Here is a 23417-nt window from a genome sequence, read left to right as displayed (position 1 = left end):
ACAGCAAAAAAATGAAAAAAATAGAAGATGAAAAACGCGGTTGAACTGCTGCTTTAATGAGCGGTTAAATTTACCGGTAAAAAGCTTTAATTGTTGATAATCAACTATTTAGACATGTTTCACCAAAAATGTTAAACTGTTGATTTTTAAGGTGTTTCAGAAAATGACTGTTTCTCGTTTCGGCTTTCAAAAAATGGAACACCCGGTTTTTTAAAAAAAGAAGAGATCAGGAAATTTCATTTTTTTTTCGGGAATCAAAAAAATGGGACACCTCATTTGTTACAATTCCGGGGTGCAAATGGAATACTACTTTAATTTGCAGCAGTATACTGATGATCAGGATAATCATCCATCCGGCAAACCATTTAAGTGATAGCCGGGTGTTTACAACGGCCTTAAAAAAGAATATGATCATCATCAGCACTGCTAATACTGTAGCATAGGTAAACTGCTCCCAGCTGCTCACCGGTATATACCTGAACACATACACAGAAAACATGGCGCAGCTGCCAGCCAGGCTGGCAAAGCTCATACGCCTGATGAAGACCCATTTGTTGGTTTCGAGCAATATGATAGCCGCTATAACCATCACAACCCATTTACCGCAAGCAACAAGGTTGGATAACAATATGGCTTCGGGCGTAACCACGTACCCAAACTTTTGTTCAATGAACCATGCGGTTATCATGACTGATGCGGCAAAGTTTATGATGGCGGTTATGGCGTTTCGGGTGTTAGCAGGCATTTAAATCAGGCTCGGGGATTTTGGGTTATAAATGTATGTATTTATAATTTAATTAGGAAAGAGCTCACCCTAAATCCTTCTCGGGGGGAGAGGGCTTCAATTCACCCCAACCGGGGAGATATAGAGGGGGCTTAAACAACAATAGCGACAGGTAAGCCCGTCGCTATTGCCGCGTATTATATAGGTGTAGTTAATTACAACCCGAAGGCTGCTTTAACCTTATCAACATGATCAAGCTTTTCCCAGGTGAACAGCTCAACCTGGCGCTCCAATTTGCTGCCGTCGTGGCCAACAAAAGTTTTGGTAACTATTTCGTTAGGCCTGCCGAAATGGCCGTAAGCCGCGGTTTCGCTGTAAATAGGGTTACGCAGTTTAAAGCGGGTTTCAATGGCGTATGGGGTCATATTGAAAATGCCTTCTACTTTTTTGGCAATGTCACCGTCGTGCAGGTCGACCTTAGCGGTGCCGTAAGTATTTACGTAAATACCCATTGGCTGTGCAACGCCGATAGCGTATGATACCTGCACAAGCACTTCATCGCACAAACCGGCGGCAACCAGGTTTTTAGCGATGTGGCGGGTAGCGTAAGCAGCCGAGCGGTCGACCTTTGAAGGATCTTTACCAGAGAAAGCGCCGCCACCATGTGCACCTTTACCACCGTAGGTATCCACAATAATTTTGCGGCCGGTTAAGCCGGTATCGCCATGCGGCCCGCCGATAACAAATTTACCGGTTGGGTTAATGTGGTATTTAATATCATCGTTAAAGAAGTGGGCGTATTTAGGGTATTTAGCTTTAACACGTGGAATCAGGATACTGATGATGTCGGCGCTGATTTTGGCAAGCATAGCCGGTTCGTCGTCAAAATCATCGTGCTGGGTTGATATAACGATGGCATCAATACGTTGTGGTTTGTTGTCGTCACTGTACTCAAGCGTAACCTGCGATTTTGCATCCGGGCGAAGGTATTTGATCTCGTTGTTTTCGCGGCGGATGGCTGCAAGCTCAATTAATAAAGCGTGGGCTATATCAAGGGCAAGCGGCATATAGTTGTCGGTTTCAACGGTTGCATAACCGAACATCATGCCCTGGTCGCCGGCACCTTGTTCTTCTTTGGCGGTGCGGTCAACCCCCTGATTAATATCGGGCGATTGTTCGTGGATGGCCGATAGCACACCGCATGAACTGCCGTCAAACATATATTCGCCTTTGGTGTACCCGATCTTGTTGATCACCTCGCGGGCAATCTTCTGTACGTCCAGATAGGCTTTTGATTTTACTTCGCCGGCTAAAAAAACCTGGCCTGTGGTTACCAGCGTTTCGCAGGCAACTTTCGATTCGGCATCAAATGCTAAAAAATGATCAATCAGCGCGTCCGAGATCTGATCGGCCACTTTATCCGGGTGACCCTCTGATACAGACTCTGAAGTAAATAAATATGACATAAAATTTTAAATAAGTAAAATTAAAATCGACTGGGAGGGGCTTAAGACGGATCGAGCGGTAAAAAGAAGCATGGTTTTAGCACTTTTTTACGTGGTTGCAATCCGGCTCCGGTGTAAAAAGGAGCATTAAATCAGTCCACATTCGGGCGGTAAAAATAAAACAAATTTCACAAAGCCGAAAATACATTTACTTTTGAAGATTGAAATAATATATATAGTTGAAACGGAAAGCGTTATTTATAATAAACCCAATTTCGGGGGGGAAGAAGAAGGACGGGGTGCCTGAACTGATTAAAGATACTATTGATGCCGGTGTAATGGAGCCGGTTATCGCTTTTAGTGACGGCGTGGCACATGCAAGGGTTATCGCATCCGAAGCCATTGGCAAATTTGATATAGTGGTTGCAGTTGGGGGTGATGGTACAGTTAATGAAGTAGCATCGGCCATTGTGGATACAGATACATCGCTTGGTATAGTTCCATTTGGCTCAGGTAACGGGCTTTCGAGGTTTTTAGGAATCCCAATGGATACAAGGGATGCTATTAAGAACCTTGCCTCGGGCCGTACCGAAATTATTGATTCGGCCAGGATTAACGGGCAACCGTTTTTTAATATGGCAGGCATGGGATTTGACGCTCACATCAGCGAGATCTTTTCGCATGGTAAAAAGCGCGGTTTTATCAGTTATATAAAATCGTCGATAAAGGAGGTAGTTGGCTACCAGCCGCAAAACTATCATCTTGATATCGACGGAAAGAAATATGATTATAAGGCATTTATGCTCAGTATAGCCAATTCTTCGCAATACGGCAATAATGTACATATATCGCCCAAAGCAAGCCTGCAGGATGGTTTGCTGGATGTTTGTGTGATAAAGCCTTTTCCCTTGTGGAGGTTTCCGGAGATGAGCATGCGCATGCTGATTAAAGCGACCGAAAGCTCAAAATACGTAGAAATTATCCGTGGTAAGCAAATCCTGATAAAAAGGGAGCATACCGGCCCTATTCACCTGGATGGCGAACCCCAGGTGGCGGGTACGGGCATAGATATTACTATATTGCCAAAATCATTAAAGGTTATAGTTGGCCCGTCATTTAAAAATTGATCAATATGGCTAAGAAAAATTTTACAGGCGTAGTTTACTCAACCGACCCCGATTTTCAATACCAGGAAACCAGTGGGGGAGGGGCCGAAACATTGCCGCCACAGCAGCAAAATCTTAAAATATATCTTGACCGTAAAGGAGGCAGCAAACTGGTTACCCGCATTGCCGGGTTTATTGGTGCCGATGCTGATCTGGAAGCTTTGGGAAAAAAGCTAAAATCAAAATGCGGGGTTGGAGGTTCGGTTAAAGATGGCGAAATACTGATCCAGGGCGATTTCCGTGATAAAATACTGGTATTATTACAAACTGACGGGTATAAAGCTAAAAAAGCCGGCGGGTGATCTGAAAAAAATAAACAATTATAAACCGGTAGTTTAACAAACTTATTTGAAAGAAGGATTTTTAAACAAAGTGCACAACTATCTGTTACAAAGCTTGCATCATAGTTAAAAGGTACAGAAACCTTTTATAAACTTAAAAAAACGGGCCATTTTTAGCTTGGTAACACAAATTTTATGTGTTATCACTTGCTATTTTTAAAAAAAATGGTTTTCATTGCATATAATTGTGTTGGTAACACACAATAAAATTGTAATGTTGCGTTTATATTCACCAACAATACACAGAATGATATTCTGTATTAAAAAATTGTAAAGAATAACATAAATGGTTTTTTTAATTCAATAAAATTCTATTTTTGTTATTCCCAACAAACAGCGCATTTTAACTAACTTATAAAATAAACAAAAACAAAAACTAAAAATTCAAAAGTAATGGCAAACGCACCAACAAAACCAACTACTCCTGTTAAGAAAGAAAGCTCAAGTGCATCTGGCATGTTTGCTTCTTTAACCATTCCAATCTGTCTTATTGTTACAACTTGTATCTTTATATTCATTTTAGGTGATCCAAGCCACTTTAAAGGTGGTGATGTTAACGCTTACCCAACAGACATTTTCGGCACAGTTCACAGTGGTGGTGTTATCGTACCGGTGATCATGGGTTTCTTATTAATGGTTATCGTTTTCTCTATCGAGCGTTTCATTGTTATCAGCAAAGCTTCAGGTACTGGTAGTGTTGATAGCTTCGTAAGGAAAATCCAATCTCTTTTAAATGCCGGTAACATTGCAGGTGCTTCTGCAGAGTGCGACAAACAAAAAGGTTCTGTTGCTAACGTTATCAAATCAGCACTGAAAAAATACGGCGAAATGGAAGCTGAACCAAACCTTGACGTTGATCAAAAAACTTTAGCTATCCAAAAAGATATCGAAGAAGCTACTGCTTTAGAAATGCCAATGCTTGAGCAAAACTTAACTATCATCGCTACTTTGGTATCTATCGGTACGTTAACCGGTCTGTTAGGTACGGTTGTGGGTATGATCAAAGCGTTCTCTTCATTAGCAACTGCCGGTGTACCTAACCAGGTTGAACTATCAGCTCACATTTCTGAAGCCTTGATCAACACTGCATTTGGTATCAGTACTTCAGCTATTTCAATTGTTATGTACAACGTATTTACATCAAAAATTGATAAGTTGACTTACGCTATTGACGAAACAGGATTTAGCATTGTACAAACATTTGCTTCATCTCACAAAAACAAATAAGAATATATTAGTGCTATGCCTCATGCACAATAAGTTAGGGGCAAGATAGTTAATACTGAAACACTATATATTTTTAAGAAATTTAACATGGCAAGGATAAAAGTTCCAAGAAAGAGCACCGCAATTGACATGACCGCTATGTGCGACGTGGCGTTTCTGCTGCTTACTTTCTTCATCATGACCGCAAAAGTAAAAACCGAAGATCCGGTACCTATTGATATACCGAAGTCTTCAATCCAGCAGCCAGTGCCTGAGTCTGATTTTGCTACAGTATCTGTAGGTGATCAAAAAGCTTTCTTTGGTGTTGAAGGTGTTGATATCCGTAAGGAAACTTTGAACCAGATGGGTTCAATATATCATATGACCTTTACCCCTGAAGAGCAAACCCGTTTTTCATCTATCAATTCATTTGGCGTGCCAATGAACCAGTTGAAACAGTTTATCGCTTTATCTGCTGATCAGCAAAAGAAATATGCACAGCCGGGTATCCCGAGAGACTCGGTTTCGGCCGAGCTTACCAACTGGATTCGCCAGGCCCGTATAGCTACCAAAGCCTTACATAACAAGGAGCTTCGTTTGGCTATTAAAGGTGATAGCAAAGAAGAATATCCGGTTATAAAGGATGTTATCGGTATTTTGCAAAAGCAAAAAGTTAACAAGTTTAGTTTAATTACGGATTTGGGCAGCGCCGGTGGTGCTCCAAAAAAATAAAAGACCATGGCAGAATTAGATACCTCCGGGGGAGGCAAACATAAAGGCGGTAAGGTTCGCAGTAAGAAGCAATCAACCCGTGTAGATTTAACCGCGATGGTTGACCTGGCTTTCTTGTTGATCACCTTCTTCATCATGACCACTACACTCGCTAAACCAAAAGCGATGGACTTGGCCATGCCTGATAAGGATGAGAAAACAAAAGATCAGATGGATATTGCCGCTTCACGTTCAATGACCATTTTATTGGGAAGCGACGATAAATTGGAGTGGTACATCGGCGAGCCGGGAAAATCAGCGCCCACAATTGACAATTTTGGCCCTACTGGGTTACGTAAAACGTTAATTGAAAAAAGCAAAGAAGTACAGCAAAAAACAGGCAAATACATGTTTGTTGTGATTAAACCAAGCGATAAATCAAAATATAAAAATATGGTTAGCACGCTTGATGAGATCAATATCGCCAATATCCAGAGCTATGGTATTGTTGATATTTCAGCACCGGAGATTGAGTTGCTTAAAAAAGACGGCTTGTACAACGATAATAAATAGTATTAAATAACGTTATAAACTTCCATTAAAGCCTTAACAGATGTTAGGATCAAAATTAGACATACTAAAGCAGGAATGGATCGACGTTGTTTTTAGTAATCGTAATAAAGCCTATGGCGCTTACGAGTTAAGGAAAGAGAATTCAAAAAACACCAGCAAGTCGTTGATCATTGCTATTGTGGTTTTTGTATTTATAGTTTCTTTGCCAACTATCATCAACAAGATCAAAGGTCTTATCCCAGCGAAAGACGAAAAGGTGAAGATAACAGACGTGGTTCTGTTGCCTCCGCCACCGGTTGACCAAACCAAAAAACCACCTCCGCCGCCACCTGAACCGCCAAAACCAAAGGTAGACCAGGTACGTTTCCCTCCTCCGGTTGTAAAACCAGATAACGAGGTTAAGGAGAAGGATCCGCCAACAGTAAAAGAGCTTGCTGTTGCCGATCCGGGTCAAAAAGACCAAAAAGGTGATCCTAACGCAGACATTAGAATTGATGAGCCGGTAGGTAACTCAGACGTTAAGCAGGTTGTGGAAGCCGATCCTAACCAGATCTTTACTTCTGTTGAGCAAGTTCCTGAATTTGCCGGCGGTTTGGAGAAATTTGGTCAGTATTTGAGCAAAAACATCAGGTATCCGGCCGTAGCCCGCGAAAACAATACACAAGGACGTGTAATTTGTACATTCGTTGTGGAAAAAGATGGTTCTTTAACCGATATTAAGGTTGTAAGAGGCATCGGCAGCGGTTGCGACGAAGAAGCAGTTCGTGTATTGAAAAATTCACCAAAATGGAAACCTGGTATACAAAACGGTCGTCCGGTTCGTGTACAATACAGTGTTCCAATCAGCTTTACTTTAGCATCTGAAGAATAAGTAATGCCATTTAATTACAATAAAGAGCAAAAATCGCCCAAAAGGCGGTTTTTGCTTATTTTAGGAACCGCTGCATTTATTTGCTTTGTGGTTTTAGGTCTCATGATCATGTTTTGGGATGCGCTCCCGCTGCAACTGCAACATTATCAACGTTTACTTTTCGGTGCGTTTACTATAGGATACGCGATTTTGAGGTTTTCGAGATTGTTTAAGAAGGATCAGTATGAAGATTAAATTAGGGGTTGTATATGTATTGGTTTTAATTGTTTTAATAGCCGGTTTACAGGCCTGTAAGCAAAAACAAGTAAAATCCGTACCAACCGACAGCTTCAACGCCGGAAGAGCAACTTTCGTAGCCGATGAATCTTTTTCGCCTATAGTAGCACAGGAAGAATATGTTTACAGAAGCCGGTACCCCAACGCCGACCCGGTATTTATTTATAAAACAGAAAACCAGGCTGTAAATATGTTGTTAAACGACAGTGTTAGGCTTGCGGTATTATCGCGTACGCTTGATACCACGGAGCGTAATATAATAACGCGCCGTACGTTGAGTGTAGAGGTTGTACCGTTTGCAGTTGATGCAATTACATTGATAGTTAATAAGGCATCGAATGATACCGCTATTACTGTCGCTCAATTAAAAAAGGAGCTTAAAGGCCAGGGGAACGGAAATAAAACTATAGTTTTTGATAACCCGAACTCAAGTTTGGTAAGGTATTTGAAGGATTTCTCTGGTACTAAGGAGTTTAAGCAGAAGAATATATATGCGCTTAAATCAAATATCGAGGTTATTAAGTATGTAAGCGAACATCCTGATGCATTAGGCATTATAGGTTTTAGCTGGATTAATAACCCAGAAAAAGAGTATGCGGATTACGTTGGAAAAGTGAAAGTTGTGGGAGTTAGAGATGAAGGAAACAAACAGTATCCTAACGAATATTTTAAACCTTCACAAGAATCGCTTGTCTTAAAACAGTATCCCTTGAGCAGGAGTTTATATTTGATCAATTGCTCAAGTAAGAATGGTTTAGCAGCGGGATTTGTTACGTTCCTGGCCAGTGATGTGGGGCAACGGATAATATTGAAATCGGGTTTACTACCTGATTCAATTCCCCCTAGAGAGATAATTTTAAAAAAGTAAACTATAACTAAATAAAGATGAAAATGATCAGTAAAATAGCTAAGGCTTCATTAGGACTGGTATTTTTAGGTTCATCATCAGTTTTTGCGCAAAGTCTTGCCGACGCCAAAAAAGCTATTGACGCCGAACAATATCAGAAAGCAGAGTCGATGCTCAAAACGCTTACTACAACTCAGCCAACTAAAGATGAAAACTTTTTTTATCTGGGCTGGGTGTACATTAAACAGGACTATTCTGACTCGGCGAAAGTCGTTTTCAATAAAGGTATTGCTGCAAATCCAAAATCAGCATTAAATTATGCCGGTTTAGGTGCTGTTGCCCGTTTGGATAAGGATAATTCCGGTGCAACAACTAACTTTAATCAGGCTGTAGCTTTGGCAGGTAAGGACGCAAAACCTTACACGTATGTAGGTTTATCATATTTGCTGCCTACTACTACCGATAAAAAAGTTGCGCCCGCGGATGCAGATGCTGCTATTGCAGTACTGACTAAAGGAAAAGCTATTAATGCGAAAGATGTTGATTTGCTTATCGCTTTAGGTGATGCTTACCGCTCTGTGTTAAAAAGTAACGAAGCGTACTCAAACTATTCTGACGCTTCTACACTTGATCCTAAAAACCCTGCTGCTAAAGTAGCAACCGGTGTATTGTATAAATTTGCTAATAACTTTGATGGCTCTGAGCAGCAATTTAAAGACGCATTGGCTATTAATGCCAACTATGGCCCTGCTTACCGCGAGTGGGCTGAAACCGACCTGCGCTGGTCATTAACCGACCCCAAAATGGCTTCGGCTAAAATTAAAGAGGCAGTTGATCATTACAAACAATACCTGAGCTTAACTGATCAGTCAGTAGAATCTCAAATGCGTTATGCCGACTTCCTGATTCTTGCAGGTGATTATAAAACTTTACAACAGGTAGCTACTGATTTGTCAAAATCAGCAAGTACCAATGCAAGGGTTTATCGTTACCTGGCTTATGCGGCTTACGAAAACAAAGATTATCAAAATGGTTTAACTGCAATCAACACCTGGTTCCAGAAAGCTGATCCGAAACGTATCATCCCACGCGACTACTTGTATCAAGGCCGTTTACAGGTTGCCCTTAATCAGGACTCGGTAGGTATACTTACTCTTAAGAAAGCTTTAACACTTGATAGCACCCAAACTGATGTGTATGCTGAGATAGCTAAATCATATTTCCGCCAAAAGAAATATGCTCAAGCTGGTGATGCTTACAGGGAAGTTACTCTTAAAGGTGGTCACAGCGTTAAATTAACCGACTATTTTTACGAAGGTATCAGCTATTATTATGGTTACGATACAAAAGCTCCTAACGATTCACTGCTTACACGCGCCGACAGTGCATTTAGCTATGTAATTGCCAAAACAGCTACCAGTCCGTTTCCGGATGCATTTTTATATCGTGCACGTGTTAACGACCTAAAAGAAAAAGACCGTAATAACATTTCAGGATACGCGAAGCCATACTACGAAAAGTATATCGAAGTAGTTAATGCAAAGGGTGCCCCTGACGAAAAAACCAAGAAAAGTTTAGCGGAAGCCTATGCTTATCTTGGCACGATTTACCAGTATAAAGAGAAAGACGACGCTAAAGCATCCGAAAACTTTGCTAAAGCGCGCGAACTGGATCCTGCTAACAAAAGTGCCGCAGCTTACTTTCAACACAAAGGTGGTGCTGGAAAAGGCAAATAACATTATAAATTAACAGATATGAAGGGTCTCCTAAAAAGAGGCCCTTTTTTTATTCCGGTTTGAGAAATTGATTAATGACGGCGATTTGTAATCAATATTAATAACGAATTGCAGAAATGATTAACAACCTTATAAATCACACTTTTTTATTATTAAGGCATTAGTATATTTGCAGCATGGAAGCACAAAGTTTACCGGTTAATTATTTACCCATCATATTTCAAATGGTGGTTGCTTTAGGGTTTGTGGTAACAACAATGTTTGTAACACACAAAATAGGGCCCAAAAGAAAAACAAAAGATAAGCTTACCCCTTTTGAGTCGGGTATTGAGGTGGTGGGTAATGCCCGTACACCAATCTCCATTAAATATTTCCTGGTAGCCATTTTGTTTGTGCTGTTTGATGTGGAGGTTATTTTTATGTACCCCTGGGCGGTAAATTTCAAGGCATTAGGTACTACCGGTCTTATTGAAATGTTTATTTTCATGGCGACACTTCTGCTGGGTTTTATCTACGTAATAAAAAAGGGAGCTTTGGACTGGGATTGAGTTTAGATTGATTCTAAATATGGCCCGTGTACGCCTATAGTGTACATTTTACATCGTTATTATTGTAAATTTGCTCCCATTATCCACATTTAGCGGATGATGATTTTTCTATCAATTTAGTTCAATGAGTGATATTCAATTAGTTGATGCCCCCGCCGGAGTTGAAGGCGCCGGGTTTTTTGCTACCTCGCTTGATAAAGTAATAGGCATAGCACGCTCAAATTCATTATGGCCTTTACCATTTGCTACTTCATGCTGCGGCATTGAGTTTATGGCCACCATGGCATCTCACTATGATCTTTCACGTTTTGGTGCCGAGCGTTTGAGTTTTTCACCACGACAGGCCGATTTGTTAATGGTTATGGGTACCATAGCCAAGAAAATGGCTCCTGTACTGCGCCAGGTATACCTGCAAATGGCCGAGCCCCGTTGGGTAATGGCTGTTGGGGCGTGCGCTTCAAGCGGTGGTATATTTGATACTTACTCCGTTTTGCAAGGTATTGACGAAGTTATCCCGGTTGACGTTTACGTACCTGGTTGCCCGCCGAGGCCAGAGGCTATTATAGATGGTTTTATGAATATTCAGGAGCTGGTAAAAACGGAATCTCTGCGCCGCAGGAGCGAGCCTAAATACCAGGAGTTATTAGCTAAATACGGAATTCAATAATGGCTAAAATACCTAACGAAGAGCTTATTAAAGCTATAGCCGATAAATTTGATACTTCAGTAACGGTTGTTGGTGAACCGTATGAACTGCTTACTGTTGAAACCGGCCGCGAAACAATCATCGATCTGCTTACATTCCTGAAAACGGATCCGGCTCTTAAGTTCATTTTTCTGACAGATATTACAGGTATCCATTACCCTGAACAGGAAAAGCCGATAGGCGTAATTTATCACCTGCATAGCCTCACTACCAATACCCGTATCAGGATCAAGGTGTTTTTGGCCGATGCTGATGTGCATATCCCCACTGCTACTGTGCTTTGGGATGGTGCAAACTGGATGGAGCGCGAAACTTATGACCTTTTTGGGGTACTATTTGACGGTCACCCGGATTTGCGCAGGATTTTGAACGTAGATGATATGACTGCTTTCCCAATGCGTAAGGAGTTTCCGTTGGAAGATCCCAACCGTGTTGACAAGAAGGATTTCTATTTCGGAAGATAACATAATATAGACTCAAGAAATTGAGAATTAAGAACCAGGAAATACAGAATTAAGAAGCCAGAACAAGTCATCTTGATTCTCGTCTTCCTGATTCTTGACTCTAATTAACAATACTGATGCAAAATCATCCTGTATATACAGATAACGATCCGCAAAGCGAGCTATCAACCCTTAACCTGGGGCCAACTCACCCTGCTACCCACGGGGTGTTTCAAAATGTGCTCCAGCTTGATGGCGAGCGTATCGTTAGCGGTGTATCAACCATTGGTTATATCCACCGCGCATTTGAAAAAATTGCCGAACACAGGCCTTTTTACCAGATCACCCCACTTACCGACCGTTTAAACTACTGTTCATCGCCTATAAATAATATGGGTTGGCACATGACGGTTGAAAAACTCCTGAATATCCAAACTCCAAAGCGCGTTGATTATCTGCGTGTAATTGTGATGGAGCTCGCTCGTATAGCCGATCATATCATTTGTAACGGTGTACTTGGGGTAGATACCGGTGCTTTTACGGGCTTCCTGTATATGATGGAGCACCGCGAGGCTATTTATGAAATATATGAAGAAGTTTGCGGATCGCGCCTTACAACCAACATTGGCCGTATCGGTGGTTTTGAGCGTAACTTCAACAGCCGTGCCTTTGATAAGCTGCGTGCATTTTTAAAGAACTTTCCTAAAACCCTTAAAGAGTTTGAAAGCCTGTTTAACCGTAACAGGATCTTTGTTGACCGTACCAGAGACGTAGCTGCTGTTAGCGCTGAAACTGCTTTGAGCTACAGCTGGACCGGGCCGCTTTTACGTGCTGCCGGTGTTGATTACGACGTAAGGGCTATGAACCCATATTCATCATATGAGGACTTCGAATTTGAAGTACCCGTTGGTGATAATGGCGACGTATACAGCCGCTTTTTGGTTCGTAACGAAGAGATGTGGCAGAGTTTAAGGATCATTGAACAGGCCTTAGCCAAACTTGATAAAGAGCCAAACGATATTTTCCACGCTGATGTACCTGAATTTTACCTGCCTCCAAAAGAGGAAGTATATAATAACATGGAAGCTTTGATCTATCACTTTAAAATTGTGATGGGCGAAATTCCAACACCAACTACTGAAGTTTATCATTCGGTTGAGGGTGCTAACGGCGAGTTGGGCTTTTACCTGGTTAATGATGGTGGCCGCTCACCGTACCGTTTACATTTCCGCAGGCCAAGCTTCATCAATTACCAGATGTATGCGCCAATGAGCCGCGGTATGTTATTATCAGATGCTATTATTAACATGAGTAGTTTAAACGTTATAGCCGGAGAGTTAGATGCTTAGAGTTGACGAAGCTCAGGAACCGGTTGAATTTTCGCCGGCACTGATCAGCAAATTTGATGAAATAGTTAGCCGTTATCCGCAGGGAAAACAAAAATCGGGCTTATTGCCGATCCTTCACCTGGTACAGGCTGAGTTTGGCTGGGTAAGTGCGCCAGCAATGGATAAGGTTGCCGAATATTTAAGCATCCTGCCTATTGAGGTATACGAGGTTGCTACATTTTATACCATGTATTTTTTACGCCCGCAGGGCAAGTATGTGCTGGAAGTTTGCCGCACAAGCGGTTGCTGCCTGGTAGGTGCCGAAAAGATCATGGATCATATAGAGGAAACCCTTGGTGTAAAAGAAGGTGAAGTTACTCCCGACGGCTTATTCAGCTGGAGAGGGGTAGAGTGCCTTGCCGCCTGTGGTTTTGGCCCCGTATTGCAAATTGGCCCTGAATATACTTTTTATGAAAACCTGACCAACGAGTCGGTAGATAAATTGATCAGTGATTTAAAAGCGAAAGCTAAGAATTAAGTTATGGGACGGAAATTACTTTTAGAACATATAAACGTACCCGGCATCAACACATTTGATGTTTACCGTTCAAAAGGTGGCTATGCTTCTGTGGAGAAAGCATTGAAAACCATGTCGCCTGAGGCGATTGTTGAAGAGGTTAAAAAATCGGGCTTACGCGGTCGTGGCGGTGCGGGTTTCCCTACCGGTATGAAATGGAGCTTTTTGGCTAAGCCCGAAGGCGTTGCGCGTTACCTGGTTTGTAATGGTGACGAATCGGAACCTGGTACTTTTAAAGACCGCTACCTGATGACTTATATCCCTCACTTGCTGATTGAGGGCATGATTGTATCAAGTTTTGCGCTTGGTGCTAATACATCATACATCTACCTGCGAGGCGAAATGATGCCACAGGTAAGGATCCTGGAAAGAGCCATCGCTGAAGCAAAAGCGAAAGGTTTCTTAGGAAAAAATATCTTAGGTACCGGTTACGATCTTGAACTTTATGTTCAACCAGGTGGTGGTGCTTATATCTGCGGTGAAGAAACTGCTTTACTGGAATCATTGGAAGGCAAACGTGGTAACCCGCGCATCAAACCACCATTCCCGGCTATTGCCGGTTTATATGGTTGCCCTACAGTGGTAAACAATGTTGAATCTATAGCAGCGGTTGTACCTATCATTAACGAGGGTGGCGACGAATATGCTAAAATAGGTATCGGCCGCAGTACAGGTACAAAACTGATCTCAGCTGGTGGTAACCTGAAAAAACCGGGGGTTTATGAAATTGAACTCGGTGTACCTGTTGAAGAATTTATTTATTCGGATGAGTATTGCGGTGGTATCGCCAATGGCAAACGCCTGAAAGCTGTTGTTGCCGGTGGCTCATCAGTGCCAATTTTACCGGCTAACCTGATCCTGAAAACTATCAATAACGAAGCTCGTTTGATGAGCTATGAGTCATTATCAGATGGTGGTTTCGTAAGCGGTACCATGTTGGGTTCGGGTGGCTTTATCGCTTATGATGAAGATGCCTGTATTGTACGTAATACCTGGAATTTCGCCCGTTTTTATCATCACGAAAGCTGCGGACAATGTTCGCCTTGCCGTGAAGGTACCGGCTGGATGGAAAAAGTATTACATCGCCTCGAGTATGGTCATGGCAAAATGAGCGACATGGACCTGCTGGTAGATGTATCTAAGAAAATAGAGGGAAATACCATTTGTCCGCTGGGTGACGCGGCAGCATGGCCTGTGGCCAGTGCTATTCGTCATTTCAGGGATGAGTTTGAATGGCACGTAACTAACGCGAGCGAAGCAACTTCAAGAAACTACGGTTTGGCGCATTATGCTGATCCGCTGAAGGTTGTAGAGACTGCGTAACAAATAAAAAGCGTCATTGCGAGGTACGAAGCAATCCCTAACTATACAGGGCGTACCTGCAAATCGGGGATTGCTTCGTACCTCGCAATGACGGCAGTTTTCAGATTCAGGTTTGAAAACAGAGATTTTAGAAATTAACAAACGACGTTATTATTAAATGTCAATGAAAGTAACAATAGACGGAATAACCGTTGATGTAGAACCCGGAACAAGCATCCTGAATGCCGCAAGGCAGATAGGTGGCGATATTGTTCCGCCTGCAATGTGCTATTACTCTAAGCTGCAGGGTAGCGGCGGTAAATGCCGTACCTGTTTGGTTAAGGTTACCAAAGGATCAGAAAAAGATCCGCGCCCTATGCCTAAGCTGGTGGCTTCATGCCGCACTGGTGTTATGGATGGGATGGAGGTACAAAATATTACTTCGCCAGAGGTTATTGAAGCCCGCAAAGGTGTAGTGGAAATGTTGCTGATCAATCACCCGCTTGATTGCCCTGTGTGCGACCAGGCAGGCGAGTGTCATCTGCAGGACCTGGGCTTTGAGCATGGCGCAGCTAAAACGCGCTATGAATTTGACCGCCGTACGTTTGAAAAGATAGACATAGGTGACAAAATTCAGCTGCACATGACCCGTTGCATCCTTTGCTACCGTTGTGTGTTTACTGCCGATCAAATCACCAACACCCGTTTACATGGCATCCTGAATAGAGGCGATCATTCAGAAATCTCTACTTACATCAGCAAAGCGGTTGATAACGATTTTTCGGGTAACATGATTGACGTTTGCCCTGTAGGTGCATTAACTGATAAAACTTTCCGCTTTAAAAACCGAGTTTGGTTCACCAAACCTGTTGAAGCACACCGCGATTGCGATAAATGCTGTGGTAAAGTTACCTTATGGTACAAAGGCGAGGATGTGATCAGGGTAACTGGCCGTAAAGATGTTTATGGGGAAGTTGAGGAATTTATCTGCAATACCTGCCGATTCGATAAAAAGAAAACTGCCGATTGGGTTATTGAAGGCCCACGTAAGGTATCGCACCAATCAGTGATCAGCGCTAACCATTACGAGTTTACGCCACTGCCGGTTGTTAAAACTAACCCGGTACTGATGGAAGCCAATAAAGAACAATTTGAAAGGGAGACCCGCTTATAATGGAAACCGCAGATTTAATATTCAGGATCGTACTGATCGTTGTGATTTTTGCAATCAGCCTGGTCGTGGCTATGTATTCAACGTACGCCGAGCGTAAAGTTGCCGCATTTTTCCAGGATAGGATAGGCCCTAACCGTGCAGGTCCATGGGGTATTTTACAGCCCCTTGCCGATGGCGGCAAGATGTTTTTGAAAGAAGAGATCATCCCTACCAATGCAACTGGTTTTCTGTTCATTGTTGGCCCTTCGCTGGCTATTTTAACTGCTTGTATTGGTTCGGCTGTTATTCCATGGGGATCAGCTATTCAAATTGGCGGTCGTACTTTTGATTTACAGGTTACCGATATCAACGTAGGTGTACTTTACATTTTTGGCGTAGTATCATTAGGTGTTTATGGCATCATGATTGGTGGCTGGGCATCAAACAATAAATATTCGTTATTAGGTGCCATCCGCGCTGCATCTCAAAATATCAGCTATGAAATTTCAATGGGTTTATCCATCATAGCGTTGCTGATGCTTACCGGTACATTAAGCCTTAAAGAAATTGCCGAACAACAACATGGTTTTGCCTGGAACGTTTGGAGACAACCACTTGGTTTTATCCTTTTCCTGGTTTGTGCTTTTGCCGAAACCAACCGCTCACCATTCGATTTACCTGAGTGCGAAACCGAGCTTGTAGGTGGTTATCATACCGAATACTCATCAATGAAATTAGGTTTTTACCTGTTTGCTGAGTATATCAACATGTTCATATCATCGGCGGTAATGGCTACTTTATATTGGGGTGGTTATAACTATCCAGGTATGGATTGGGTTGCCGCTCATGCCGGCCCTACTATAGCGCCTATTATTGGTGTTGTTGTATTATTTGGTAAGATCTTCTTCTCTATCTTCTTCTTCATGTGGGTACGGTGGACAATCCCGCGTTTCCGTTATGATCAGTTGATGGACCTTGGCTGGAAAATATTAATACCATTGGCTATTGCCAACATTGTGCTTACAGGCGTAGGCAGTACATTACTTACACACTTTGGATATTAATCAAATGGAATCATTAAGCAATAAACGAAAAGTACTGGAAGTTAAGCCACTCAATTTTTTAGAGCGTGCTTACCTGCCGGCCATTGTGGGCGGTTTATCCACTACAATGAAACACTTTTTCAAAAAGCCGGTAACCATCAGCTATCCTGAAGAAAAGCGTGAATTTTCAGAGAATTTCCGCGGCATGCATTCGCTTAAACGTGATGAAGATGGCAGGGAACGTTGCACAGCCTGCGGCCTTTGCGCATTATCATGCCCGGCAGAAGCTATTACCATGACAGCTGCCGAACGTCAGAAAGGCGAGGAGCACCTGTACCGGGAAGAGAAATACGCTGCTGTTTATGAAATCAACATGCTACGCTGCATTTTTTGCGGTTTATGCGAAGAGGCCTGCCCTAAAGAAGCTATTTATCTTGATGGTGATATTGTGCCTGCCGACTATTTAAGGAAGGATTTTATTTACGGTAAAGACAAATTAGTAGAAGCACCCTTAAATCAATAAAGAAGTTTTATACCTTTGCCCTGCCTAAAAGGGTAAAGGTATTTTGTAAATAAAAACATGAGTACATTTTACTTCATCGCATTTTTGTCCATATTCTTTTCGATATTGGTAATCTCGGCCAAAAATCCGGTACATAGTATCCTTTATCTGATCCTTACCTTTTTTACTTTCACCATCCACTACATTTTGCTTAACGCTCAATTTTTGGCGATTGTAAACTTCATCGTGTACATGGGCGCTATATTGGTATTGTTCCTGTATACGCTGATGCTCATCAACCTTAATAAGGAGTCGGAGCCTGTAAAGCCTTTCATGGTTAAAATAGCCGGTGTTTTTGGCGGAGGCATCTTGGCTGTAGCTGTTGCATCTTCACTTAAACTGATGGGCGCATCAAACCCGGTATTGTTACAAAACCCTGATCTGGGCCTTGTAAAAAACTTAGGTAAAGTATTGTTCAACGAATTTTTATTGCCATTTGAAGTGTCATCTGTATTGCTTTTATCAGCTATGGTAGGTGCGGTATTATTGGCCACTAAAGAAAAAGAACCTAAAGCAGCATAATGGAAAGTTTAACAAATACTATGCACGCCGTGCCGCTTAATCATTACATATTGTTAAGCACAATCATTTTTGCTATAGGCGTAATGGGCGTATTGATCCGCCGTAATGCTATCGTGATCTTCATGTCAGTCGAGTTGATGCTTAACTCGGTTAACCTGCTGCTTACCGCGTTTTCGGTATACAGGGGTGATGCAACCGGGCAGGTATTCGTGTTTTTTATCATGGCGCTGGCCGCTGCCGAAGTTGCAGTTGGTTTGGCTATTATCGTGATGATCTATCGTAATACTAATTCAATTGATATCAACGTACTGAACAGGTTGAAATGGTAACAGGTATTTCGGATTTCGGAGTTTCAATTTCGGAATTGTAATAGCTGATTAATAATAAACAAACGTTGTTGCCTCTTTCCAGCAATAGCGATTAGATAATTAAAAACGTATAACGTAACGCGTAAAACGTACAACATCGAACATGGATAAATATATCTGGCTTATTCCTATACTACCGTTAGCCGGTTTTGTTATAAACGGACTTGGCCGTAATTCATTATCAAAAAGTGTAATTGGCTTTATTGGCAGTTTGCTTGTACTGGTTTCATTTGGCTTAAGCATTGCAGCTTTTTTTCAGGTAAAATCAACCGGAGTTCCAATTAATGTCAACTACTTTACCTGGTTTTCGGTTGGGTCATTAAAATTTCCTTTCGCATTTCTTATCGATCAGTTAAGCACTATCATGCTGCTAATCATTACAGGCGTTGGCTTCCTGATCCACCTGTATTCTATTGGCTACATGCATGACGACGAAGGTTTCGGAAAATTTTTCGCTTATCTCAACCTGTTCGTTTTCTTCATGCTGCTGCTGGTTTTAGGTTCAAACTACCTCATCATGTTTATTGGATGGGAGGGCGTGGGCTTGTGCTCATACCTGCTGATCGGTTTCTGGTTTACCAACCCTGATTATGCAGATGCAGCGAAGAAAGCGTTTGTAATGAACCGTATCGGCGACCTTGGTTTTCTACTGGGCATATTTACTATTATTTTGGTTTTCAACAGTGTCCAATTTGCCGAGATCTTTCCAAAGGCAGCTACAATGAAATCAGATAATGGACCGTTGTATATTATCACTATTTTATTGTTTGTCGGTGCTTGCGGTAAATCGGCACAGTTGCCATTGTTTACCTGGTTGCCTGATGCAATGGCCGGCCCAACTCCTGTTTCTGCTCTGATCCACGCTGCTACCATGGTTACTGCGGGTATCTATATGATCGCGCGCTCAAACATTCTCTACACATTGTCGCCTGTTACTATGGATATCATAGCGTACGTAGGTTTGGCAACAGCACTCATTGCTGCACTTATCGCGTTAACCCAAACAGATATTAAAAAGGTATTGGCTTATTCAACCGTATCTCAATTAGGGTATATGTTTTTAGGCCTGGGTGTTGGTGCTTATACAGGCGCTTTCTTCCACGTGTTAACACACGCTTTCTTTAAAGCTTTATTATTCCTCGGTGCGGGTTCGGTGATCCACGCTATGAGCGGTGAGCAGGATATGCGCAAAATGGGTGGCTTGAAAGGCAAGATCAAAACTACTTTCACTACCATGATGATAGGCACTGTGGCTATTGCAGGTATTCCGCCATTGGCAGGCTTCTTTTCAAAAGATGAAATATTAGCACATGCTTACGCGCATAGCCCGATATTCTGGGCCGTAGGTGTATTAACCGCTATGTTAACTTCATTCTATATGTTCAGGATGATGTACCTTACATTTTACGGAAAGTTCCGTGGCACTCATGAGCAGGAGCATCATTTACATGAATCGCCTCCAACAATGACTATTCCGCTTATTGTATTAGCTATCCTTTCTATTGTAGGTGGTTGGATCGGTGTGCCGGAAGTATTACACGGACATCATGAACTGGCACATTTCCTTGAGCCTGTTTTCCATAAATCAAACGAAATTTTGGGCGAGCATCATTTGTCCGAATCACTTGAATGCGCGTTAATGGGCACTTCGGTAGCATTGGCTTTAGCTGCTATGGCTTATGCCTATATGAAATATGCTAAAAATGGCAGTGTACCTGTTGCTGATACTGAAGAGCGCCCGGCACTTACAAGTCTGTCATACCACAAGTTTTACCTGGATGAGCTTTATGACCTGATCGTTCGTAAACCACTCGACTGGCTTTCAACCTTCTTCTATAACATCATAGAGCGTTTAGGTATCGATGGTTTGGTGAATGGGATTGGCAGAGGAACGATTGAAACCAGTAAAGGCCTGCGCCTGCTGCAAACCGGTAACGTAGGGTTCTACATATTTGTAATGGTACTGGGAATTATCGCGGTATTAGTGTATAGTGTATTTGGATTAACTAAAATATAAACGATAAGCGTTTAGCAACATAAAAATGACCGTTAGTATATTACTTTTTTTGCCAATAGTTGCCGCCCTGATAGTTGCCCTGCTTAAAAACGGGATAGCTAAACATGCTGCATTATTTTTCTCTGTTGCCCAACTGGTAATAGCGCTTATATTTTTAAGCAAGTTTGTTCCGGATGCATCAACCCAGTTTGTAATTGATGTGCCATGGATCAGCAGTTTTGGAATTTACTTCAGTGCCGGTATCGACGGGATCAGTATGATCCTGGTTTTGTTGACCACTGTGCTTGTACCATTAATTATTTTAACAACCTATCAGCATCAATATAAAAACGAAGGTGCCTTTTATGGTCTCATTCTGTTTATGCAAGCTGGCATGCTGGTTGTATTTACCGCCCTCGACGGATTTTTGTTTTACGTTGGATGGGAAGCGGCATTGATTCCGATCTACTTCATTTGTGCCCTTTGGGGAGGTGAAAACCGCATCCGTATTACCATTAAATTTTTCATCTACACCTTTGCCGGTTCGCTGTTCATGCTGGTAGGCATTATCTACCTGTATCTGCAATCTCCCGACAAAACTTTCGACATCCACAATTTCTATAAAATGACTTTGGATGTTAAACACCAGGGCTGGATCTTCTGGGCGTTTTTCCTGGCTTTCGCCATTAAAATGCCTTTGTTCCCTTTCCATACCTGGCAGCCGGATACTTATACCGAAGCACCATCAGGTGGTACCATGATGCTATCAGGTATCATGCTTAAAATGGGTATTTACGGTGTTATCCGCTGGATGATCCCTAATGCTCCGCTTGGCTTTTTCCACTTCCAGACTTTGGCTTTGATCCTTGGTGTTATAGGCGTGGTTTATGCTTCAATTATTGCCTTTAAACAAAAGGACGGCAAGCGCCTGGTTGCTTATTCGTCAATAGCACACGTAGGGTTAATTGCCGCAGGCATCTTTGCATGGAATATTGGAGGTGTTCAGGGTGCCATGATCCAAATGCTTAACCACGGTATCAACGTTGTTGGTATGTTCTTTGTCTGGGATATCATCAGCCGCAGGTTAAACACCCGCGAGATTAGTCAACTTGGTGGTATCGCAAAGGTGGCTCCAAGATTTGCGATAGGCTTCCTGATCATATTATTGGGTACAGTAGGATTGCCGCTTACTAATGGTTTTATTGGTGAGTTCCTGTTATTGAAAGGTGTATTTGATTTTGGGGCGGTTCATTATGGAAACGTTGTACTTGGAGCGGTAGCTGGTCTTACCATCATTTTTGGGGCGGTTTATATGTTACGCCTTTACAAAAATGTAATGCAGGGCGAAACCAATCCGCTTACAGCTACTTTTGCTGATGTTAGCGGCACTGAAAAGTTGACGTTGTGTATCATTTGTGCCCTGGTTATTGTATTAGGTATTTATCCTCAGCCTATTCTGCATATTTCTGAAGCTGCGGTAACGCAACTGGTAAATCAGATAGGTTCAAAGTTTACAATGTAGGTTTAAGATTTTAAAGAAAAGAATGAATACTATAATCATCATATCTGTTTTACCTATAGTGCTGCTGTATTTAGGGTTGTATAAAGCGCAAAAAGCTTTGTTACCCGTTACCGTTATAGGCTTACTGGCTGCTTTAGGTTTTGCAATTTGCCAATGGACTTCAAAAGATACAGCCGAGCCGCTTTATACCGGCATGCTGCTGTTCAACAATTTCTCTGTTGTATTTTCAAGTGTTACCATTATATCTACCATACTGATCCTGTTACTGTCAAAAGGATACTTTGAGCGGATCAGCAGGCATACCGCCGAGTATTATGCCATTATCTTGTTTTCGCTGGCAGGTATCATTGTGATGGTATCATTCAATAACCTGGTGATGCTGTTTATCGGCATCGAGATCATGTCAGTTAGCTTGTACATCCTGGCCGGCATTAAAAAGAGCGATTTCGCTTCAAATGAAGCTGCTTTGAAATACTTTTTAATGGGTGCTTTTTCAACCGGCTTCCTGCTGTTTGGTATGGCCCTGTTATACGGATCATCCGGTTCATTCAATATCGATGCAATCAGGGAATATGTAATTAATCATCCGCATATCGATCCAATGTTTTATACCGGCATAGCCCTGATCATTGTAGGTTTATGTTTTAAAGTTGGTGCAGCCCCCTTTCATTTCTGGACACCGGATGTATACGAAGGTGCGCCTACGCTGATCACGGCTTTCATGTCGACTGTAGTTAAAACAGCGGGGTTTGCAGCTTTCCTGCGTTTATTTTCAGCCTGTTTCCAGCCATTGTCTGACTTCTGGACACCAATAATACTTGTAATCACTATTATTACCTTATTTATAGGCAATATCACCGCGTTGTATCAGCAAAGCTTTAAGAGGATGCTTGCATTTTCAAGTATCTCTCACGCCGGCTACCTGTTATTTGCAATCGTGTCATTAGGCGCTGCTTCAGGCAATTCGGTGTTTGTATATGCTACAGCATATTCAATTGCTTCAATTATCGCGTTTGGCGGCTTGATATTAGTACAGCAACAAAACGGAAGCGACAATTTTGAAAGCTTTAACGGCCTGGGTAAGAAGAACCCGTTCCTTGCCTTTGTATTAACTGTAGCCATGCTTTCATTGGCGGGGATTCCGCTTACTGCAGGCTTCATCGGTAAATTCTTCATGTTTTCGGGAGCGGTAAGCCGTTATCATATCGGTTTAGTTATTATAGCTGTGATTAACGCTATCATTAGTATCTTTTACTATTTCAGGGTCATCATCGCCATGTATTTCCGTACCGACGAACGCGCAGAGCTTACAGTGCCGGTTTATTATAAAGTAGTATTTGCACTTTCTGCTCTCGCTACAATCCTTATTGGTGTTTATCCCGATGTTATAGCCCGTTTCATATAATCGGTATTGATAACTGCAAATTGATATAATATTTGTAGTTTTACAG

At 42.1% G+C, this 23417-nt stretch carries 25 protein-coding genes; 23 read left to right on the top strand and 2 right to left on the bottom strand.

Translation table 11 applies throughout. The features are described from left to right. Nucleotides 1-226: 226 nt before the first annotated feature. A complete protein-coding gene (locus tag ACP26M_RS16480) occupies nucleotides 227-745 on the bottom strand; it encodes a hypothetical protein (protein WP_426581514.1) in 519 nt (172 codons plus the stop codon). Nucleotides 746-939: 194 nt separating this feature from the next. Continuing rightward, complete coding sequence (metK, locus tag ACP26M_RS16475; RefSeq protein ID WP_426581512.1) at nucleotides 940-2190, bottom strand: methionine adenosyltransferase; 1251 nt, start codon at nucleotides 2188-2190, stop codon at nucleotides 940-942. Between the two features lie 218 nt (nucleotides 2191-2408). Between metK and ACP26M_RS16470 the strand changes: the two genes are divergently transcribed. From ACP26M_RS16470 to ACP26M_RS16360, 23 genes are all read left to right on the top strand, one after another. Then, nucleotides 2409-3296, top strand: coding sequence for a diacylglycerol/lipid kinase family protein (locus ACP26M_RS16470; protein ID WP_426581510.1), 888 nt, complete (start codon nucleotides 2409-2411; stop codon nucleotides 3294-3296). Nucleotides 3297-3301: 5 nt separating this feature from the next. Next, on the top strand, nucleotides 3302-3637 hold the full coding sequence (locus tag ACP26M_RS16465; protein WP_426581508.1) for a translation initiation factor: 336 nt from the start codon (nucleotides 3302-3304) through the stop codon (nucleotides 3635-3637). Nucleotides 3638-4069: 432 nt separating this feature from the next. After that, entirely contained in the window at nucleotides 4070-4903 is an 834-nt protein-coding gene (locus tag ACP26M_RS16460; RefSeq protein WP_090533930.1) for a MotA/TolQ/ExbB proton channel family protein, read from the top strand. Nucleotides 4904-4990: 87 nt separating this feature from the next. Further along, a complete protein-coding gene (locus tag ACP26M_RS16455; protein WP_090533928.1) occupies nucleotides 4991-5614 on the top strand; it encodes an ExbD/TolR family protein in 624 nt (207 codons plus the stop codon). Nucleotides 5615-5620: 6 nt separating this feature from the next. Further along, nucleotides 5621-6166, top strand: coding sequence for an ExbD/TolR family protein (locus ACP26M_RS16450; RefSeq protein ID WP_188834569.1), 546 nt, complete (start codon nucleotides 5621-5623; stop codon nucleotides 6164-6166). Nucleotides 6167-6206: 40 nt separating this feature from the next. Next, nucleotides 6207-7037, top strand: a complete 831-nt coding sequence (locus ACP26M_RS16445; protein ID WP_091175774.1) for an energy transducer TonB — start codon at nucleotides 6207-6209, stop codon at nucleotides 7035-7037. A gap of 3 nt (nucleotides 7038-7040) precedes the next feature. Next, nucleotides 7041-7271 (top strand): hypothetical protein, encoded by a 231-nt coding sequence (locus tag ACP26M_RS16440; protein ID WP_426581505.1) that lies wholly within the window; start codon nucleotides 7041-7043, stop codon nucleotides 7269-7271. Beyond that, entirely contained in the window at nucleotides 7261-8181 is a 921-nt protein-coding gene (locus ACP26M_RS16435) for a PstS family phosphate ABC transporter substrate-binding protein (RefSeq protein WP_426581503.1), read from the top strand. The genes ACP26M_RS16440 and ACP26M_RS16435 overlap by 11 nt, the downstream gene beginning before the upstream one ends. 23 nt (nucleotides 8182-8204) lie before the next feature. Then, nucleotides 8205-9896 (top strand): tetratricopeptide repeat protein, encoded by a 1692-nt coding sequence (locus ACP26M_RS16430; protein WP_426581501.1) that lies wholly within the window; start codon nucleotides 8205-8207, stop codon nucleotides 9894-9896. Between the two features lie 176 nt (nucleotides 9897-10072). Further along, complete coding sequence (locus ACP26M_RS16425; RefSeq protein WP_090533920.1) at nucleotides 10073-10444, top strand: NADH-quinone oxidoreductase subunit A; 372 nt, start codon at nucleotides 10073-10075, stop codon at nucleotides 10442-10444. Nucleotides 10445-10568: 124 nt separating this feature from the next. After that, the gene (locus ACP26M_RS16420; protein ID WP_090533918.1) at nucleotides 10569-11111 is read left to right on the top strand and encodes an NADH-quinone oxidoreductase subunit B; all 543 of its coding nucleotides are present in this window, start codon (nucleotides 10569-10571) and stop codon (nucleotides 11109-11111) included. Then, nucleotides 11111-11614 carry an NADH-quinone oxidoreductase subunit C gene (locus tag ACP26M_RS16415; RefSeq protein ID WP_090533916.1) on the top strand — a complete coding sequence of 168 codons (504 nt, stop codon included), beginning with the start codon at nucleotides 11111-11113 and terminating at the stop codon, nucleotides 11612-11614. Before ACP26M_RS16420 ends, ACP26M_RS16415 begins: the two co-directional genes overlap by 1 nt. Nucleotides 11615-11730: 116 nt before the next feature. Further along, entirely contained in the window at nucleotides 11731-12942 is a 1212-nt protein-coding gene (locus ACP26M_RS16410) for an NADH-quinone oxidoreductase subunit D (protein ID WP_426581498.1), read from the top strand. Further along, complete coding sequence (gene nuoE, locus ACP26M_RS16405) at nucleotides 12935-13459, top strand: complex I 24 kDa subunit family protein (RefSeq protein WP_090533912.1); 525 nt, start codon at nucleotides 12935-12937, stop codon at nucleotides 13457-13459. Before ACP26M_RS16410 ends, nuoE begins: the two co-directional genes overlap by 8 nt. 3 nt (nucleotides 13460-13462) lie before the next feature. Further along, complete coding sequence (gene nuoF, locus ACP26M_RS16400; protein ID WP_112575916.1) at nucleotides 13463-14821, top strand: NADH-quinone oxidoreductase subunit NuoF; 1359 nt, start codon at nucleotides 13463-13465, stop codon at nucleotides 14819-14821. 163 nt (nucleotides 14822-14984) lie between these two features. After that, complete coding sequence (locus tag ACP26M_RS16395; RefSeq protein ID WP_426581495.1) at nucleotides 14985-15974, top strand: 2Fe-2S iron-sulfur cluster-binding protein; 990 nt, start codon at nucleotides 14985-14987, stop codon at nucleotides 15972-15974. Then, complete coding sequence (gene nuoH, locus ACP26M_RS16390) at nucleotides 15974-17017, top strand: NADH-quinone oxidoreductase subunit NuoH (RefSeq protein WP_426581493.1); 1044 nt, start codon at nucleotides 15974-15976, stop codon at nucleotides 17015-17017. The genes ACP26M_RS16395 and nuoH overlap by 1 nt, the downstream gene beginning before the upstream one ends. Nucleotides 17018-17021: 4 nt before the next feature. Continuing rightward, a complete protein-coding gene (locus ACP26M_RS16385) occupies nucleotides 17022-17519 on the top strand; it encodes a NuoI/complex I 23 kDa subunit family protein (RefSeq protein WP_090533905.1) in 498 nt (165 codons plus the stop codon). 57 nt (nucleotides 17520-17576) lie between these two features. Further along, nucleotides 17577-18080: an NADH-quinone oxidoreductase subunit J family protein gene (locus ACP26M_RS16380; protein WP_090533903.1), complete on the top strand. Its 504-nt coding sequence runs from the start codon at nucleotides 17577-17579 to the stop codon at nucleotides 18078-18080. After that, nucleotides 18080-18409 carry an NADH-quinone oxidoreductase subunit NuoK gene (gene nuoK, locus ACP26M_RS16375; RefSeq protein ID WP_090533902.1) on the top strand — a complete coding sequence of 110 codons (330 nt, stop codon included), beginning with the start codon at nucleotides 18080-18082 and terminating at the stop codon, nucleotides 18407-18409. Before ACP26M_RS16380 ends, nuoK begins: the two co-directional genes overlap by 1 nt. A 142-nt stretch (nucleotides 18410-18551) precedes the next feature. Beyond that, nucleotides 18552-20465: an NADH-quinone oxidoreductase subunit L gene (nuoL, locus tag ACP26M_RS16370; RefSeq protein ID WP_426581489.1), complete on the top strand. Its 1914-nt coding sequence runs from the start codon at nucleotides 18552-18554 to the stop codon at nucleotides 20463-20465. Nucleotides 20466-20490: 25 nt separating this feature from the next. Then, a complete protein-coding gene (locus tag ACP26M_RS16365; protein WP_426581487.1) occupies nucleotides 20491-21966 on the top strand; it encodes a complex I subunit 4 family protein in 1476 nt (491 codons plus the stop codon). Between the two features lie 22 nt (nucleotides 21967-21988). Continuing rightward, a complete protein-coding gene (locus ACP26M_RS16360; protein ID WP_426581485.1) occupies nucleotides 21989-23371 on the top strand; it encodes an NADH-quinone oxidoreductase subunit N in 1383 nt (460 codons plus the stop codon). The last annotated feature ends 46 nt before the right edge of the window (nucleotides 23372-23417 follow it).

This window comes from Mucilaginibacter sp. R-33 (assembly GCF_049949235.1).
Lineage (GTDB): Bacteria > Bacteroidota > Bacteroidia > Sphingobacteriales > Sphingobacteriaceae > Mucilaginibacter.
Note: the sequence above shows the minus strand (reverse complement) of the source record. Positions and strands in the feature narration are given on the sequence as shown.